The sequence below is a fragment of the Desulfarculaceae bacterium genome (assembly GCA_020444545.1).
In the GTDB taxonomy this organism is placed as follows: Bacteria; Desulfobacterota; Desulfarculia; order Desulfarculales; family Desulfarculaceae; genus Desulfoferula.
In genome coordinates, this window is record JAHLKT010000004.1 from 301968 (window position 1) to 319659 (window position 17692).

At 67.1% G+C, this 17692-nt stretch carries 16 protein-coding genes; 9 read left to right on the forward strand and 7 right to left on the reverse strand.

Annotated elements, in window-relative coordinates; genetic code table 11:
- Together KQH53_13270 and KQH53_13275 are read left to right on the forward strand one after the other, a co-directional pair.
- Positions 1-1038, forward strand: coding sequence for a histone deacetylase (locus KQH53_13270; protein MCB2227642.1), 1038 nt, complete (start codon positions 1-3; stop codon positions 1036-1038).
- 1 nt (position 1039) lies between these two features.
- Entirely contained in the window at positions 1040-2734 is a 1695-nt protein-coding gene (locus KQH53_13275; protein ID MCB2227643.1) for an AMP-binding protein, read from the forward strand.
- Positions 2735-2739: 5 nt separating this feature from the next.
- Here the strand turns inward: KQH53_13275 and KQH53_13280 are convergent, their stop codons facing one another.
- On the reverse strand, positions 2740-3219 hold the full coding sequence (locus KQH53_13280; GenBank protein ID MCB2227644.1) for a MaoC family dehydratase: 480 nt from the start codon (positions 3217-3219) through the stop codon (positions 2740-2742).
- Between the two features lie 150 nt (positions 3220-3369).
- On the opposite strand from KQH53_13280, the gene KQH53_13285 reads away from it, so the two are divergent.
- The 3 genes from KQH53_13285 to KQH53_13295 all read left to right on the forward strand — a co-directional run bounded on the left by KQH53_13285 (position 3370) and on the right by KQH53_13295 (position 6794).
- Entirely contained in the window at positions 3370-4671 is a 1302-nt protein-coding gene (locus KQH53_13285; protein ID MCB2227645.1) for a hypothetical protein, read from the forward strand.
- An 11-nt stretch (positions 4672-4682) separates the two neighbouring features.
- Positions 4683-5513, forward strand: a complete 831-nt coding sequence (locus tag KQH53_13290) for a hypothetical protein (protein ID MCB2227646.1) — start codon at positions 4683-4685, stop codon at positions 5511-5513.
- A gap of 84 nt (positions 5514-5597) precedes the next feature.
- Positions 5598-6794: a PAS domain-containing protein gene (locus KQH53_13295; protein MCB2227647.1), complete on the forward strand. Its 1197-nt coding sequence runs from the start codon at positions 5598-5600 to the stop codon at positions 6792-6794.
- Between the two features lie 3 nt (positions 6795-6797).
- Here KQH53_13295 and KQH53_13300 read toward each other — a convergent pair whose 3' ends face one another.
- From KQH53_13300 to KQH53_13325, 6 genes are all read right to left on the reverse strand, one after another.
- Entirely contained in the window at positions 6798-7505 is a 708-nt protein-coding gene (locus KQH53_13300; GenBank protein MCB2227648.1) for an ABC transporter ATP-binding protein, read from the reverse strand.
- A complete protein-coding gene (locus KQH53_13305; protein ID MCB2227649.1) occupies positions 7498-8253 on the reverse strand; it encodes an ABC transporter ATP-binding protein in 756 nt (251 codons plus the stop codon). Before KQH53_13305 ends, KQH53_13300 begins: the two co-directional genes overlap by 8 nt.
- Before the next feature lies 1 nt (position 8254).
- Positions 8255-9256, reverse strand: coding sequence for a branched-chain amino acid ABC transporter permease (locus KQH53_13310; GenBank protein ID MCB2227650.1), 1002 nt, complete (start codon positions 9254-9256; stop codon positions 8255-8257).
- Positions 9244-10161 carry a branched-chain amino acid ABC transporter permease gene (locus KQH53_13315; protein MCB2227651.1) on the reverse strand — a complete coding sequence of 306 codons (918 nt, stop codon included), beginning with the start codon at positions 10159-10161 and terminating at the stop codon, positions 9244-9246. Before KQH53_13315 ends, KQH53_13310 begins: the two co-directional genes overlap by 13 nt.
- Positions 10162-10303: 142 nt before the next feature.
- Positions 10304-11602, reverse strand: a complete 1299-nt coding sequence (locus KQH53_13320) for an ABC transporter substrate-binding protein (protein ID MCB2227652.1) — start codon at positions 11600-11602, stop codon at positions 10304-10306.
- Positions 11603-11675: 73 nt separating this feature from the next.
- Entirely contained in the window at positions 11676-12497 is an 822-nt protein-coding gene (locus KQH53_13325) for a putative hydro-lyase (GenBank protein MCB2227653.1), read from the reverse strand.
- Positions 12498-12723: 226 nt separating this feature from the next.
- Between KQH53_13325 and KQH53_13330 the strand changes: the two genes are divergently transcribed.
- From KQH53_13330 to mgtE, 4 genes are all read left to right on the forward strand, one after another.
- A complete protein-coding gene (locus tag KQH53_13330) occupies positions 12724-13497 on the forward strand; it encodes a LamB/YcsF family protein (GenBank protein ID MCB2227654.1) in 774 nt (257 codons plus the stop codon).
- A 4-nt stretch (positions 13498-13501) separates the two neighbouring features.
- On the forward strand, positions 13502-15139 hold the full coding sequence (pxpB, locus tag KQH53_13335) for a 5-oxoprolinase subunit PxpB (GenBank protein ID MCB2227655.1): 1638 nt from the start codon (positions 13502-13504) through the stop codon (positions 15137-15139).
- Positions 15136-16032 (forward strand): MBL fold metallo-hydrolase, encoded by an 897-nt coding sequence (locus KQH53_13340; GenBank protein MCB2227656.1) that lies wholly within the window; start codon positions 15136-15138, stop codon positions 16030-16032. Before pxpB ends, KQH53_13340 begins: the two co-directional genes overlap by 4 nt.
- A 138-nt stretch (positions 16033-16170) precedes the next feature.
- On the forward strand, positions 16171-17523 hold the full coding sequence (gene mgtE / locus KQH53_13345; protein ID MCB2227657.1) for a magnesium transporter: 1353 nt from the start codon (positions 16171-16173) through the stop codon (positions 17521-17523).
- Positions 17524-17692: the final 169 nt, after the last annotated feature.

Sequence of the window (17692 nt, forward strand, 5' to 3'; positions counted from 1 at the left end):
ATGACATCGCCGCTGAGCATCGGCATAACCCGCGACGACCGCTTTCTGGAGCACCAGACCGGCCTCAGCCACCCCGAGGCCCCGGCCCGCCTGGCCACGGCCTACCGCATGTTGGATTATGATTTCGCGGGCCAGTTCATCGAGCGCGCTCCCTCCCCGGCCACCCTGGAGCAGGTGGAGGCCCTGCACACCCCGGATTATCTGCGCATGCTCTTGGCAACCGCCCGGCGGCGCTTCACCAACCTGGCGGCCGACACCACGGCCAGCTCCCTGAGCTGCTACACCGCCTTTCTGGCCGCCGGGGCCTGCCTGGATTCGGCCCACGACGTGATCGACGGGGGCTACCAGGTAGGCCTGGCCCTGGTGCGCCCGCCGGGCCACCACGCCCAACCGGACAAGGCCGAAGGCTTCTGCATCCTGAACAACCTGGGCATCACCGCCTTGCAGCTGATCAAGGAGGGGATGGAGCGCATCCTCATCGTGGACTGGGACCTGCACCACGGCGACGGGCTGCAAAAGGTCTTCTACGGCACGGACAAGGTGTTCTACCTCTCCAGCCACCACCAGCACTCCTACCCCCGCACCGGCGGCTGGGAGGAGGCGGGCGCGGGCGACGGGGCGGGCTACACCGTGAACCTGTGCCTGCCCCCGGGCTCGGACGACAACGACGTAGTGACCCTGTACCGCGAGCTGCTGCCTTCCGTGGTGGAGCGTTACCAGCCCCAGGCCATCCTGGTGGCCGCCGGTTTCGACGCCCTGGTGGACGACCCCCTGAGCAACATGGCCATGACCCGCGCGGGCTTCGCGGCCTTGGCCGAGCTGGTGGCCCGCCTGGGGCCCATCGGCGGGCAAATTCCGCTCATGCTGGCCCTGGAGGGCGGCTACGACCCGGACCAGCTGGCCGGTTGCCTGCGCGCGGTGATGCTGGCCTTTTTGGGCGAGGCGACCATGCTGGACCGGGCCTCCAGCACCCGGGGCGAGGAGCTGGCCGCCCGGGCCCGCGCGGTGCACCGCGGCCATAAGGTGTGGGTGGACTAAATTGGAACGGGCGCGCATACCCCGCGAACCCGGCCGGGTAAACCTGCCGGATTATGAGAAGGCGCGGCGCGAGTTCTCCTGGGACCAGGTGGCCAAGGAGTTCTCCTGGCACCAGACCGGGCGGGTGAACATGGTGCACGAGGCCATCGACCGCAAGGCCGAGGGCCCCCTGGCCGATAGCGCGGCTCTCAGGGTCTGCCACGGCGACAGCTGCTCCACCTACAGCTTTCGCCAGCTGCGGGACGACTCCAGCCGCCTGGCCAACCTGCTGCATAGCCTGGGCCTCAGGCCAGGCAAGCGCCTGGCCATCCGCCTGCCGCCCATGCCCGAGATATTTTTGGCCATGGCCGCCTGCGCCCGCCTGGGCGCGGTGTACTGCTGCCTGCCCCCGCGCCTGACCCGCGACCAGCTCACCCACTGCCTGGACAGCCTGGAGCCGGCCATCCTGCTGACCACCCCGGAGCTGGCCGAGAGCCTGCCCCCCGGGCCGCGCCCGGAGAGCATGCGCCTGCTCTATCTGCGCGAGCCCCCCGGCGGCATGGGCCTGGACGACGCCAGCCTGGAGGCCCTGCTGCCCTATGAGAGCCGCCACCGCGAGCCCATGTGGGTGAGCCGGGACCACCCCCTGTCCATCATCTTCGTGAGCGACGAGCACGGCCCGGCCCGCATGGTCACCCACTGCCACGGGGCCATGAGCGGCTATCTGGTCAGTGCCCGCTGGGTGCTGAACCTTACCGAGGACTCACTCCTGTGGTGCGACTTTGAGCCCTGGGGCTTGGCCGCGGGGGTCTACGGGGTGTGGGCCCCCTGGCTCTGCGGGGCGGCATCCCTGTTGCAGGGCGCGGCGGGCTCGGCCTCCACCTGGTACCGCACCCTGGAGGAGCACCGGGTAAGCACCCTCTACACCAGCCCCGAGCGTCTGCGCCGTTTGCAAGGCGAGGGCGACGACTTGGCCGGCCGCTACGACCTGAGCGCCCTGGAGCACCTGGCCACCACCGGGGAGCCCCTGGACGCCAAGCTCTTTTTCTGGACCCGCAACAACCTGGGCCTGCCGCCCCACGACACCTGGTGGTCCAGCGACAGCGGCATCATCACCCTGGCCAACCTGCCCTGCCTGGACATCAAGCTGGCCTCCTGCGGCAAGCCCCTGCCGGGCATCGAGGCGGCGGTGGTGAACCTGAAGGGCACGCCCCAGAGCCTACTCACCCTGGGCCGCCTGGGCCTGGGCGGGGTGTGGCCCGGCATGGGCCTGGAGACCCGCCAGCAGCCCCGCGCCGAAGACTGGATCATCCGCGCCAACCTGGTCCTGTGCGACGAGGACGGCTACTTCTACATGCAGGGGCGGGTGGACGACATGATCCGGGTGCACGACGTATTGGTCGGGCCCTACGAGATCGAGCAGCTTCTATTGCGCCGAGAGGAAGTGGAGCAGGCGGCGGTAATCGCCGCGCCGGGCCCGGAGCACCGTCCTTGGTTCAAGGCCTTCGTGGTCTTGGCCCGGGGCCACGCGCCCAGCGCGGCCTTGCAACAGGAGATCATGGAGTTCCTGCGCTCGCGGCTGGCGCCCTTCGTGCCCCTGGGAGGCATGGCCTTTTTGCCCGAGCTGCCGCGCAACGCCTCGGGGCGGCTGCTGCGCCGCGCCCTCCGGGCCCAAGACCTGGGCCTGCCCCTGGGCGACATCTCCAATATGGAATAGAAGAACTAGCTGTTCGGCAGCTTGTTGTAGGGATCGCCCTCGGCCAGGCGCTGGTTTATGAACTTGCGCGAATCGCCGCTGGGCACCTGCCCGGCCAGGTTGGCCGAGACCACCACCTCGCCGTGCTGATTGGTGTAGAGCGCCTCGGCCTGGGCCCAGCCGCGCTCGTCCACCGAAATGACGGTCACGGTGCAGGTGATGGTGTCGCCGAAGTACACCGCCTTTTTGAAGGCGAAGCTCATCTCCGTGGCCAGCCAGGCCAGCTGCCCTCCCACCTGACAAACCATGCCCGCGGTAAGCAGGCCGTGCAGGATCAGGCCGGAAAAACCCTTGGAGCCGGCCCACTCGGGGTCGTAGTGCACCGGGTTGTAGTCGCGGGTCAGATCGCCGAAGGCCTCGGTCTCCTCGCGGGAAAAGGTGCGGGTGACCGTGAACACGTCGCCGGCCTCCAGGCCCTGGGCCGCCTTGTGGCGTATGGGGCTCAATGCTTTCCTCCTGGCTGGGGCCCCAAAAGCCTAGCCAAGGCCGCGCCCAAAGGCAAGCGCGGGGACTTACTATCGGTATTTACTATTTTTAATGCCTATTTCCATCGGTTATAAATATATGTAGACGCTTACTCTGGAGTGGTTCGCACCGTGAAATCAGCCCGACGCTGCCTGCTCATTCTGCTGGACGGATTGGCCGACCGGGCCCAGGAGCCCCTGGGCGGGCTGACCCCCTTGCAGGCGGCGGCCACCCCCTCCCTGGACCGCCTGGCCACGGAGGGCTGTTGCGGGCATTTCCACGCCCTGAGCCCGGGGCAGGCCCTGTCCAGCGAGGCGGCCCATTTTTTCATGATGGGCTACTCCCCGGCCGAGTTTCCCGGCCGAGGCTATTTGGAGGCCCTGGGCGAGCTGGTGGAGGTGGGGCCTAACCAGATATCCCTGCTGGCCCATCTGGCCCGCTGCGAGCGCAGGGGCAACGAGCTGATCCTTAGGGAAAAGAAGCCTCCCCTGCCTGAGGAGCTGGCCGCCACGCTCTTCGCGGCGGTGCAAGAATTCGACTCGGAGCTGGGCTGGGCCCGCTTCACGCGCAGCAAAGGCTCCAGCGGAGTCCTGGTGCTGGGCGGCCCAACCCTGTCGCCGCATATAACCGACAGCGACCCCATGTACCCTGGTCTGCCCCTCATGGAGCCGCTGCCCTGGGCCGAGGCCCGGGGAGACTCGTCCGCCCTGGCCGCCTGCGCCTTGCTCCGGGCCTATCTGGCCTGGGCCCACCAGGTGCTGGCCGCCCACCCGGCCAACGCCGGGGCAACGAGTCCGGTGAACGCGGTGATCACCCAGCGTGCCGGCCAGGCCACCAAGATCCCCGGCCTGTCCGCTCGCTGGGGGCTCCGAGTCCTTTCCATCTCCTCGGCCCACATCTACCGGGGCGTTTTCCGCGCCCTGGGGGCCGAGGCCCTGGTGGTGCCCGAAGACCCGGACCCGGGCCGCGACCTGGAGGCCAAGCTGGCCCTGGCCGCCGAGCGCGGGGACGAGTTCGACCTGATCCACGTGCACAGCAAAACCACCGACGAGGCGGGCCACAAGAAAGACCCCGCTTTCAAGCGGGCGGTGATCGAGTCCCTGGACGCGGGCCTGGGCCGCGCCCTGCCCGGCCTGTTGGGCGGCGAGAACCTCATCGCCGTTACCGGCGACCACGCCACCGCCTGCTCCGGCGACATGGTGCATTCCGGCGAACCCAGCCCCTTGCTGCTGTGGGGGCCCGGGATGTGGCGCGACGCTGCGAAGGCCTTTGACGAGGTGGCCTGCGCCGGGGGGGCCCTGGGCCTGCTCCGGGGCAGCGAACTGATGCACACCATCCTGAACGGCCTGGACCGGGGCAAGCTGTGGGGCCTCAGGGACAACCCCGAGGACCTGCCCTATTACCCTGCCCAGCGCCGCCCCCTAAAGCTGTGAGCGAGAGCCCCATGGACCAAACCCGCGAAGAAGTGTTCCTCAACAAGCCCGAGATGCTCACCGGCCTGCCCCAGTGGATGCTGCCCCCGGAGCTGATCGCGCGGGTGGCCGCCACCCCCGGCGCAGCGGTGGTGGAGCTGGCCGGGCGCGACAGCGTGGCCGCCGCGCTCAAGGCGGTTGAGGACGCCGGACTCAAGCTATTGGTGCCCACCTACGTTTACACCGGCAGCGAGCACGGCCGCTGGGACGAGGTGCCCCGGGCCTGGGAGCGCCTGGCCGCGCGCCTGCCGAACGGCGTGGAGCTGACCCCTCTGTTGGTCATGGGATCGCCGCGCCTCTGGCGGGCCTTGAACGGCCGTCACTTGCAGACCCTGACCCAGCGCTACGGATTCTCCCCGGTGTGCCCGGGGTGCCATCTGTATCTGCACGCGGCCCGCATCCCCCTGTCCGAGACCCTGGGCGGGGTGCCGGTGGTGGCCGGGGAGCGCCTGAGCCACGACGGCCGCCTGAAGCTGAACCAGGTGGCCGCGGCCCAGAAGGCCTATCGCCAGCTGTTTCAGCATTTCGGCCTGGAGCTGATGCTCCCCCTGGCCGAGATGGAGTCCGGCGCGGCGGTGGAGGAGCTATTGGGCATGGACTGGCCCGAGGGCGGCGAGCAGCTGGGCTGCGTGTTCAGCGGCAACTACCTGGAGCCCGGCGGCGGCCTGGAGGTGCCCAGCGAGCGCCTGAGCGCCTATTTCGAGGACTTCGCCCTACCCCTGGCCCGCCGGGTGGTGGCCGCCTGCCTGGCCGGCGAGCCGGTGGACCCTCTTGCCGAGTCATCATCCCTGCTGGCTGAATAATTCGCCCCCTTTTCTTGCCGCCGCGATTGTACTAATTTAGATACAGTTCGCTTTTCGCACTGCAACCCTGGCGGGAGACGCCCCTTGCCCGGCAAGAAGAAGACGACCCCCGAAGAGCACCCCCTGCACCCGGCCCGCAACCTGGACCGTCAGGAAGTAATCAAGGGCATCGTCGACTCCATGAGCGACGGGCTGATGGTGATCAACCACGAGGGAGCCATCGTCTTCACCAACCCGGCCCTGGGCGCCATCCTGGAGATGGACCCCACCGATTTCCAGGGCAAGGGCTGGGGTGAGCTGTTCTTCGACGACCCGGCCAACGACGAGTTCAACCAGGTGATCGTGGAAGTGATCACCGAGCGCATCTACCATTACAACCGCCAGGTTAGCTACCGCCACAAGAACGGCAAGCGCAAGGAGCTGATCGTGACCACCACCCTATTGCCCTGCGCGGGCGGTGGCGACGAGGTGGGCGGCGTGTTGGTGATGTTCAAGGACGTGAGCGAGCTGACCCAGATAAACCTGCGCTCCCAGGAGCTCTTGGCCCAGACCCGCCGCTTGTACCAGGAAAAGCTGGAAGGCCTGGACCGCATCGCCCGGGCGGTGGCCCACGAGATACGCAACCCGGTCACCACCATCGGCGGCCTGGCCACCCGCCTGCTTTCCGACAAGTCCGAGGGCAGCCGCGACGCCCGCTACCTGAAGCGCATGTTGGCCGGCACCGAACGCCTGGAGCGGGTGGTGGAGGAGGTGCGGGCCTATGCGGATTTGCCCCTGCCGGTGCGGCGGCCGGTGGAGGTGAGGGCCTGGCTGCGCAAGGCGGTCAACCGCCACCGGGACTCGGCCAAAAAGCACGGGGTTAGCCTGAGCCTGAGCGGGGCGGGCAACAACCCCGCGCCCATGGAGGCGGAGATCGACGCCGATCTTTTGGGCCGGGTGATGGACATATTGCTGGAGAACGCCATCGAGGCCACGCCCCGAGACGGCAGCATCAAGGTTGGCCTGATGTGCGATGAGATCAGCGTGGTGATAACCGTGAGCGACACGGGCAAGGGGCTGAACCCGGCGGACCTGCCCTACATCTTCGACCCGTTCTTCACCACCAAGGCCGAGGCGGTGGGCATGAGCCTGGCCATCGCCAAGCGCATCGCGGTGGAGCACCAGGGCGATCTGAGCGTGGTGAGCCACGGCCTGGGCGCTACTTTCACCCTCACCGTGCCCCAGGACGGGGTGTACGCCCCGGACGAGCGGGAGGACTCCCGGCCGCCCGAGCTGAAGTAAGGGCTACAAGCCCAGGAAAGCCTGGCGCACTTCGTCGGATTTGAGCAGCTCCGCGGCCGAACCCTCGGAACGGATCTCGCCGGTCTGGAGAATGTAGCCCCAGTCCGAGAGTTCCAAAGCCTCCAGCACGTTCTGCTCCACCAACAGCACCGTGGTCTCGCCTTCCCTTTGCAGACGGCGCACCGTCTCGAAGACCTCGGAGACCATCAGCGGGGCCAGCCCCAGGCTGGGCTCGTCGAGCATCAGGAGCTTGGGCTTGGACATCAGGCCGCGCCCGATGGCCGCCATCTGCTGCTCGCCGCCGCTCATGGAGCCCACCGCCTGTTTCTTGCGCTCGGCCAGGCGGGGGAACAGCTCGTACACGTAGTCCAGGTTGCGCTTTTTTGCGGCCTCGCTGTCCACGGTGAAGGCCCCCAGCATGAGGTTCTCCTCCACGGACAAGGGACCGAAGAGTCGCCGGCCCTCGGGCACGTACATAACCCCGCGCCGGACGATCTGCTCGGTGCGGAGCTTGTCCAGGCGCTCGCCCTTGAACAGAACCTCGCCGCTCTGCACCTTCACCGAGCCCATGATGGCCTTCAAGAGGGTGCTCTTGCCTGCGCCGTTGGCCCCCACCACGCCCACGGTGCGGTTCTCGTCCACCTTGATGGACAAATCGCGGAGCACCGGCAGGCCGGAATAGCGCACGGTGATGCCTTTTACCTCAAGCATCGCCGCCCTCCTTGGCCTGCCGCTTGACGAAGTGGTCGCCCAGGTAAGCGCGCACCACCTCGGGGTCCTTGACCACCTCGGCGGGCTCGCCCTCGGCGATTTTCTGGCCGCTCTCCAACACGATCACCCGGTGGCTCATGGCCATGACCATCTCCAGCACATGCTCGGTTAAAAGCAGGGAGATGCCCTTTTCCTGGTGGATTCGCTTGAGTAGCTTGATCAGCCCCTCGATCTCCGAGGGGTTCAGGCCCGCGCCCACCTCGTCCAGGAGCAGAAGCTTGGGCTGGGAGGCCAGGGCCGTGGCCAACGACACCCGCTTCTGGGCGGCCACCGGCAGCTCGGTCATCATGCTGCCCGCCGTGTCGCCGATGCCCAGGAACTCCAGGGTCTCTTGGGCCAGGCGGCGGGCCTTGGTCGGCGAGCCGGTGCGCATGAACGAGCCCACCATCACGTTTTCCACCACCGACAGGTCGCCCGAGGCCTGGAAGATCTGGAAGGTGCGGGCCAGGCCCAGGCGTGACACCTGGAAATCCTTGAGGTTGCTGATGTCGGTGCCGTCGAAGGTCACCTTGCCCGAGGTCAGGGTGTGGAAGCCCGCGATGCAGTTGAACAGGGTGGTCTTGCCCGCCCCGTTGGGCCCGATAAGCCCCACCACCTCGCGCTCGTTGATGTCAAAGGAGACCTCGTGGTTGGCCACCAGGCCGCCGAAACGCTTGGTTACTTTTTCCACGCTCAACAACGGCATCATCTCACCTCCGGCGGGCCCGCACCGCTTCCACGATGCCGTAAACCCCGCGGGGCTGCGCCGCGGCGATGACCATGATTATGAGACCGTAGAGCGCCAGGTCCATGCCCGCGAAGCCCGCCTGACCGCCCAGCCAGGAGCCCAGGTAGTTCTTCATGGGCACCAGGATGGCCGCGCCGATGATGGGGCCCCAGATGGAGCCCGCCCCGCCCAGCATGGCCATCATGGCGATCAAGACCGACAGGTCCAGGCTCATCACGTCCTCGGGCTCGATGTTGTAGTTGTAGCAGGCGTGGAAGGAGCCCACCGCGGCCACGAAGGCGGTGGCCGTGGCGTAGGCCTTGATCTTGGACCAGTGCACGTCGATGCCCAGAGAGCGGGCCACGCTCTCGTTGTCCTTGATGGCCCTGAGCTGGTAGCCCAGGCGCGAGTGCCGGAAGCCGTTGACGTAGATCAGGCCGATCAGGAACATGCCCAGGAGGATGTAGTAGTAGTAGTAATCCTCGCGGAACTGCAAGTAGAGCCAGTTGGGGAAGTCGCCCTTGATGGGCAGCTCCAGGCCCCGCGCCCCGCCCACGAAGTTCCACACCTCGAACAGGTCTTTGAGGACCAGGCTGGTGGCGATGGTGGCGATGGCGAAGTAGTGGCCCTTGAGCCGGAACAGCGGGTAGCCGATGATGAAGGACCAACCCACCGCGAAGGCCATGCCCAGAGGCAGGGAGAACCAGAAAGGCACGTTCCAGCGGATCATCATCACCGCGGTGGTGTAGGCGCCGATGCCCACGTACTGCGCCTTGCCCAGGTCCACCTGGCCGCCGTAGCCGCCGATTAGGTTCCAGCCCATGCCGTAGAGGCTGAAGGCCAGGAACTGGATCATGGTCGCCATGCCGAAGCTGGAGTGGGGCATCGCCGGGAAGCCCAGCAAAAACACCAGCACCGCCGACGCCAAGGCCAGCTCGGTCTTGGGCAGGTCCGAGAAGTTGAAGGCGTTTTTTATTGCTTCCATCCGAAGAGCCCCTGCGGCCGCAAGACCATTATCAAGAAGTAGATTGCGTACACCATGGTGTACTTGAAGGAGTGGATGTCCAGGCCGGTGACGTCAACCAGGCGCATCATGGAATCCCACACCGGCGGAATGTTGACGATGATGCCGATGAGGATGCCCGCGACAAGGGCGCCCCGCACGCTGCCGAAACCGCCCAGGGCCACGGTGGCGAAGGCGATCATGGTGAACAATAGGCCCACCCCCGGCTCCACCGGCCAGAAGTTGACCAGGAGCCCGCCGGCGATGCCCACCGAGGCACCGCCCACGGCCCAGGCCAGGGCGTTCATCTTCTCGGTGGAGATGCCCATATAGCGGGCGCCTTCCGCGTCCAGGCTGGTGGCGGTGAGCGCCCTGCCCACCTTGGTGCGGTTGATCAGCCACCACACCACCGCGAAGCTGACCAGGCTCAAGACCGCCACGGCCAACTTGGTGGATTCCAGCACCACCCCCGGCCCCACGATGAAGCTCTTGCCCACCAGCCAGCCCTGGTGGATGACCCGAGGCTCGCTGCCCATGAACAACAAGGCCAGGTTGCGCAGGAAAATCATAAGTCCGAAGGTGCCGAAGAGCTGGGCGATCATTGGGCCCTTGATCAAAAAGCGGATGAGCCCGAAGTAGCACATCACGCCCAGCAACGCGCCCACCAGCCCGGCGATGGGCAGGGTGAGCACCGGATCGATGCCCAATAGGGGGCTGGTGAGCAGGGTGGTGTACATGCCCACCATCAAGAACTCGCCGTGGGCGAAGTTGACGATGTCCATGACCCCGAAGATCACCGTGAGCCCCAGGGCCACCAGGGCGAAGACCAGCCCCATGAGTAGCCCCGACACCAGGGATTTGGTTGCCTGTATCGCTAAATCTTCCATCAAACGCTCCGCGCGGCCCGGGCAACCGGCCTCGCAGGGGGTATGAACCCGCATGAAAAATGAGGGTCAAGCGCCTTCCGGACCGGCCCGTGGGCCGGCCCGGAAGACGGTGGTTTCGGGAATCAGGCTCCGGAAGCGGTTCCTAGAAGCCCTTGAAGGGGAAGATCATGGGGGCGGTGGCCATGTCGAAGGGGAACACCACCTGGAGGCCGATCTTGCCGTCCTTCATCTGGTACTGGCCGATCAGGCCGTTGCCCAGCACGTTCTGGCCGATCTCGTCGCCCTTGGTGCTGAACTTGATGCCCACCCAAGGCACCACCAGCTGCTTGCCGGGGATGCTGATGGTGTTGGCCGCCTGCTGGATGGCCTTGGGCTCAGTGCTGCCGGCCTTCTCCAGGACGTAGACCCAGGTCTGCAGGCCGGTGAAGGAGCGGGCGCTGGCGCCGTCCATGTCGTGGCCGTGCTTCTTGGCGTACATGGAGTTGACCTCGCCGGCCAGGGGCTTCATCTTCACCACGCTGGGCAGGAACACCGAGCGGGTCAGGATGCCCTCGATCTCGCCGCCCAGGGCGCGGAACTCGGGCTTGTCAAAGCCGGCGTCCTGGCCCCAGATCACCTTGGGCTTGGCCTTCATGGACTTGAGGGTCTTGATCATCAGAAGGGCGTCGGAGGTGTAGGAGGCGAAGAGCATGGCGCCGGGCTTGGTGGCGATCATGCTCTGCACCTCGGAGCTCAGGTCCGGGCTCTTGGCGGCGTAGAGGATGTTGGCCTTCAGGTCGAAGCCGTACTCCTTGGCGAAGTTGGCGATCTCCAGGGAGACGTTGGAGCCCCACTCGGTCTTTTCGCAGGCCGAGGCCAGGGTCTTCAGTTCGGCCATGGGCACCGCCTTGACGCCCTTGACCTTGCCCTTGCTCAGGCCGACCAGGAACTCGAACAGGTCCTTGGTGAACCACTTGTCGTGCGGGGTGGTGCGCCAGAACCACTTGAAGCCGCGCTTGGTCAGGGTGGGGCTGGTGGAGGAGCCGTTGATCATGGGCACGCCGTAGCGTTCGCACACCGCGGACACGGTCTTGGTCACCGAGCTGTGGTAGCAGCCCAGGATGCCCACGACCTTGTCGTCCTTGATGAGCTTTTTGGCCAGGTCGGCGCCCAGCTGGGGGTTGCCCTGGTGGTCCTTGAAGATAAGGACGATCTTGGCCCCGCCCAGGGATTTGATGCCCGCGTTCTTGGCCATGGTCATGTCGATCTTGGGCATGACGTTGTTGGCGATCTCGGCGGCCAGCTCGGCCCCGTTGCGCAGCTCGCGGCCGGCGGCGGCCACCGAACCGGTCAGGGGGTAGATGACCCCGATTTTGATCTCCTTGGGACCGGCCACGGCCAGGGCCGGCGCCAACAGAGCCACCATTATGGCGATGGCGGCCAGGATGGCGATTTTGCGCATCTTGCGTCTCCTCCCTTGAATGAAAAGTCTCTAGTTAGCTCTTGCTCGGTTGTCTTGGTTGTGAACAGGGGCCTCAAGCGGCGCAGGACACCAGGGACCTTTGCGCCAGCTTCTCGGCCTTTAAATCGGTTATGAACATGTGCCCCGGAGCGTGGGTGATGGCCAGATCCACCTTGCTGGCGGCCACCGCCGCCTGGGGGGTGACCCCGCAGGCCCAGAACACCGGCACCTCGCCGGGATTGATGGTCACCGCGTCGCCGTAGTCCGGGCTCTCGATATTCACGATGCCTATCTCGGCCGGATCGCCGAAGTGCACCGGCTCGCCGTGGGCCTCGCCAAAGGCGCCGGACACCCGGCGGGCGTCTTCCACCATGTCCGGGTGCATGGGACGCATGGACACCACCAGGGGCCCGCCCAGGCGGCCGGCCGGGGCGGCGGGCAGGCTGGTGCGGTACATGGGCACGTTGCGCCCCATCTCCTGATGCCTGACCGGCAGGCCGGCGGCCTTCAGGGCGTCGTCGAAGCTGAAGCTGCACCCCAAGAGAAAGCTGACCAGGTCGTCGCGCCACAGGTGCTTGATGTCCGTGGGCTCCTCCACCAGCTCGCCATCCTTCCACAGGCGGTAGCGGGGCAGGCTCTCGCGCAGGTCCGCGCCCTCGGCCATCTCGCGGGTGAAGGGATTGCCCGGGTCCAGCACCTCCAGGATGGGGCAGGCCTGGCGGTTGCGCAGGCCGAACAGGAGAAATTCGAAGGCCCAGTCCTTGGGAAGTATCACCAGGTTGGCCTGAGCGTAGCCGGGGCAAAGTTGGGCGGTGTTGCCGTTTATCTCTTGCCGGGCTATGGCGCCCCGCACGGCCCGGGGGTCGTGGTGGGCGGGGTCCGGTTGGGGGCTCATGCTAATCCTTGTCTGGCTCAATAGGACGCACCGGGCTCGCGGCCCTTGCTGCGGGTCAATGGTGTATCTGCTTCCCTACCGACGTTGAATAATTCATTATAAAGAAACCCGTCTCACTTTGCTAGCCCCCAAGCGCCTGAAAAGCTTAGGGCTATGCGGCGTTGCCCCCATTCGGAGCTTCCTATACCATGGCTTTTAGCCCCGCCCCCTCAACGAAAGGAGCCTCATGTTCGTCGACCTCAATTGCGACATGGGAGAGAGCTTCGGCGATTACTGCCTGGGCTGCGACAACCAGGTCATAAGCCATATCACCAGCGCCAACCTGGCCTGCGGTTTCCACGCCTCGGACCCCATCACCATGGACAAGACGGTGCGGCTCTGCGCCGAGCACGGCGTGGCCATCGGGGCCCACCCCGGCTACCCGGACCTCAGGGGCTTCGGCCGGCGCAACCTGGACTCCACCCCCGAGGAGGTGCGCGGCGACGTGCTCTACCAGGTGGGGGCCCTGGCGAGCATCGCCAAGGCGCGTGGTGTCACCTTGCAACACGTGAAACCCCACGGGGCCATGTACAACACCGCCGCCTCCCATCCGCCCACGGCCAAGGCCATTGCCGAGGCGGTGGCCTCCTATGATCCCGAACTTATTTTGGTGACCCTGGCCGGGCCGGGCGGCGAGATTTTCCGCTCCATCGCCAAGGAAACCGGCCTCCGGGTGGCCAGCGAGGCCTTTGCCGACCGGGCCTACACCTCCGAGGGCCGCCTGGTGCCCCGGGGCACCGCCGGGGCGGTGATCCACGACCCCGAGGTGGTGGCCGCCCGCTGCCTGCGCATGGCCACCGAGGGGGAGGTGGAGGCCATTGACGGCACCCTGGTGAAGCTCCAGGCCGACACCATCTGCGTGCACGGCGACACCCCCAGCGCGGTGGAGTTGGTCAAGGCGGTGGGCGCGGCCATGGCCAAAGGCGGGGTGGAGCTCAAGGCCATGGGACAGACGCTGTAGTCCCATGCCCGCACCGCTGCCCACCAAACCCCAAGGCGAGGCCGCCCTCCTGGCCTATTTGGGATACGAGATCGATTTCGCGGTGAACTGCCGCATGAGGGCCCTGGTTGCCAAGCTGCAAGAAGCCCCCGTGGCCGGGGTGCGCGAGGTGCTGGGCTCCTACGCTTGTCTCCAGGTGCAGTTCGATCCGCTAGTCACGGACCACGACACCGTGGCCGCCTGGGTGGAGGCGGCCCACCAGGCCCTGCCCGAAACCGGGGCGGTGCCCGGCCGCACCGTGGAGCTGCCCGTGGCCTACGGCGGCGAGGCCGGGCCGGACCTGCCCTACGTGGCCCAGCGCACCGGCCTGAGCCAGGCCGAGGTGATCCGCCGCCACGGCGCGGTGGACCACCCCTGCTACGTGGTGGGCTTTACCCCGGGCTTCCCCTATTTGGGCGGCCTGGACCCCGCCTTGACCCTGCCGCGCATGGACGATCCCCGTTTGAACAACCCGCCGGGGTCGGTTTCCATTGCCGCCGGCCAGACCGGGGTGTATCCCCTGGGCGGGCCGGGCGGATGGTGGGTCATCGGCCGCACGCCCTGGCTGCTCTACGACCCGCGCCGCGACCCGGCCACCCTGGTGAGCGCGGGCGATCTGATCCGCTTCACCCCCTGCGACGCGCGCGAGTTCCCCGAGCCCCCTCCCCTCAGCCTGGCCTGGGGCGGCGGCGAGGAGGCGTTCAAGGTGGTGCATCCCGGAGCTTTCACCACGGTGCAGGACTTTGGCCGCTGGGGCCACCAGCACCGGGGAGTGCCGGTCTCCGGCGCGCTGGACCAGGCCGCCCTGGCCCGGGCCAACCTGCTAGTGGGTAATCCAGCCGATGCCGCCGCTCTGGAGATCACCCTGTTGGGGCCCAAGCTGAGGGTGCTTCGGCCCACGGTGATCGCGGTGTGCGGCTCGGACCTGGGCCTGGCCCTGGACGGCAAGCCCGCCCCGAGCCACCGGGCCCTCGCCCTGGAGGCGGGCCAGGTGCTCAGCTTCCGGGGGCCCCGGGCCGGAGGCGGCCGGGCGGTCATGGCCGTGGCCGGGGGCCTGGCCAGCGAGGCGCTCTTGGGCAGCCGCTCCACCTACATCCTGGGGCGCATGGGCCGTCCCCTGGTCAAGGGCGATGTGCTCAAGGCCGCGCCGGGGCCGAAGCCGGAGCTCCTGGCCTCCTGCGCTCCGCTGGAGCAGCCGGGCGAGGAGTTGGTGCTTCGGGTGGTGCCCGGGCCCAACCAAGAGTATTTCTCCCGGCAAGGCATAGACGACTTTTACGGCCAGGCTTGGCGGCTCTCCACCAAGGCCGACCGGCGGGGGGCCCGCCTGGAAGGCAAGGCGGTGGGCTTCGACCCCGCCCTGCCCGCCTCCATGGTCAGCGAGCCCAACACCCCAGGCGTGATCCAGGTGCCCCTGGGCGGCCAGCCCATCATCATGCTGCGCGAGCAGACCGTGGGCGGCTACGCCAAGATCGCCACGGTGTTCGGCCCGGACCTGGACCGCCTGGCCCGCTGCCAGGCCGGCCAGGCCATACGCTTTACGCCCCTGAGCGCGGCCGAGGCCCTGGCCGAGGCGCGCCGCCTGGGCCGCGAGCTGGACGCGCTACGCGGCGAGCTGGCCCCTTGAAGCCCGGCGAACGCATCCACCTGGGCGGCCCTCTGTGGCTCCTGGCCGGGCAAAAGCAGGGGCGCTTCCCCTATTGCCACGGGGTGCTGATCAAGGACGGAACCACCACCGCGCTCATCGACGCGGGCTGCGGCCGCGAGGTGCTGGAGCCCCTGGCCAAATCGGGCGAGGTGGATCTGGTGATCAACAGCCACACCCACCCGGACCACAGCGCGGGCACCCACTGGTTCGGGGGGTGCGAGATCCTGGTGCCTCAGGCGGCCTTGTCCAGCGCGGGTAGCGTACAGCGCCTTTCCGAGCGGTTGATGGCCCCGGGCGAGCCGGGCGAGCGCTGGCGGGCCTGGGTGCGAAACGACCTGGACTTTTTGGACTATGAGCCCACCGGAGGCTTCGCGCCCGGCGAGACTCTCCGGGTCGGCTCCACCCGCCTGGAGGTGGTTCCCACCCCGGGGCATCTGTCGGACCACTGCTGCTTCCGGCTGCCCGAGCTGGGGGTGCTCCTGTCGGCGGACATCGATCTGACCCCCTTTGGCCCCTTTTACGGCAACCGGGAGTCCTCCCTGGAGCAGATGCGCCGGGACATAAGCCTGGTGGCCGGCATGAACCCCCGGCTGCTGGTATCCTCCCACCGGCCCCCCCTGGAGCAGGGCATCGTTGAGGCCTGCCGGGCCTTCGCCCAGGCCATCGACGCCCGCCAGGAGACCATCCTGAAGCTCTTGGCCCAGGAGAGGACCCGCGCCGAGCTGGTGGAGGCCTCGCCCATCTACCACGGGCACGCGGCCATGCCCTACTTCATCCCTTACTGGGAGGGGCGGATGATCGACAGGCACCTGGATGAGATGCTGGCCCAAGGGTTGATCAGCCGCACTTCGGGGGGCTTCCGGGCCGCCTGAAAAGGCCTGTAACCAGGCTGCAACTTGCCGCCCCCCCGGGGCGGGTGTTAAGATAACTCAGCTTCCGAGCAGGATTCATTACGGCTTCTCCCCCGTGATTTGCATGGGGGGTGGGCTTCTTATGGCCGGAGACAGGCAATGACTCCACCCGAAATAATTCAGCACCTGAGGGAGATCATCGCCGCCCAGGACCGCGACGCGCTCATGGTGGAGGTGTCCCAGGACCACCCGGCCGACGTGGCCGAGGCCCTGGCCACCCTGGACCCCCACGAGATCGCCCAGTTCGTGGAGATCCTGGGGCCCCGCGAGTCCCTGGAGGTCTTTGAGTTCCTGCCCTTTGACGTGCAGAGCTTCACCCTCAAGTACATGAGCCGCCCCAGCTTGGCCCAGCTCATGAACATCATGAGCCCGGACGACCGCGCCGACCTCATGGAAGAGGTGGACGACGACTTCCAGGAGCGCCTGCTCTCCCTGCTGCTCAAGCACGAGCGCCAGAACGTCCTCAAGCTGATCAACTACCCCGAGGACAGCGCCGGCGCGCACATGACCACCGACTACGCCATCCTGCGCCCGGACAGCGACGTGCAGACCGCCCTGGAGCAGGTGCGCCTGCAAGCGGCCACCAAGGAGACCATCTATTACATCTACGTGGTGGATGCGACCCGGCACCTGGTGGGCCTGGTCTCCCTGCGCGACCTGATCGTGGCCCGGCGCCGCAGCCGGGTGGAAGACATCATGTCCAAGCAGGTGATCAGCGTGCGGGGCGACGCGGACATCGAGGAGGTGGCCACCCTGTCCAAGCGCTACGACTTCCTGGCCGTGCCGGTCTTGGACGCCGATGAGCGCATGTTGGGCATCATCACCTTCGACGATCTCTACGACATCATGGCCGACGAGGCCACCGAGGACATGTACCACCTGGCCAACCTGGACACCGACGAGAAGGTGAACTCCCCGCTCATGCGCTCGGTGAAGCTCAGGGTGCCCTGGTTGCTCACCGCCTTGGGATCGGGCTTGGTGGCCGCCTACACCGTCAGCCTTTTTGCAAAGACCATTCACGAGGTGGTGGCCTTGGCGTCGTTGATGACCATCGTGGCCCTGCTGGGCGGCAATGCGGGCAATCAGTCCCTGGTGGTGGTGGTCAGGGCCCTGGCCTTGGGTGAGATCAAGGTGGCCCACGACTGGCGGGTGCTCATGAAAGAGGTGGTGGTCGGCTTGTGCAACGGGCTCATCGTGGGCCTGGTGATCGGCGCCATTGCCGGATTTTGGTTCGGCAGCCCCTGGCTGGGCTTGATAATGTGGCTGGCCATCGTGGGCAACCTGTGCATCGCCGGCTTCTTTGGCTCCATGGTGCCCATACTGCTGCGCAAGCTCAACCTGGACCCGGCCCTGGGCAGCTCCATCTTCGTCACCACGGCCACCGACGTGGGTGGCTTCTTCCTGTTCCTGGGCCTGGCCACCTTGGTGCTGCCCCATCTCATGGGCAAGTAGCCGGGGCCACCCGGCCGATTTCTTTCCCGGCAATTCGTTACTATTGATAAAGGAAGCCGCCCCCCGCAGCACAGCCAGGCGGCGGCAGACAAGGCGGCCCAAGGCTTGGGCCGCCAAGGGTCTTGGCCGGGAGCATTGGGCGTTGGCGGGGGCAACTCGCCACTCGACC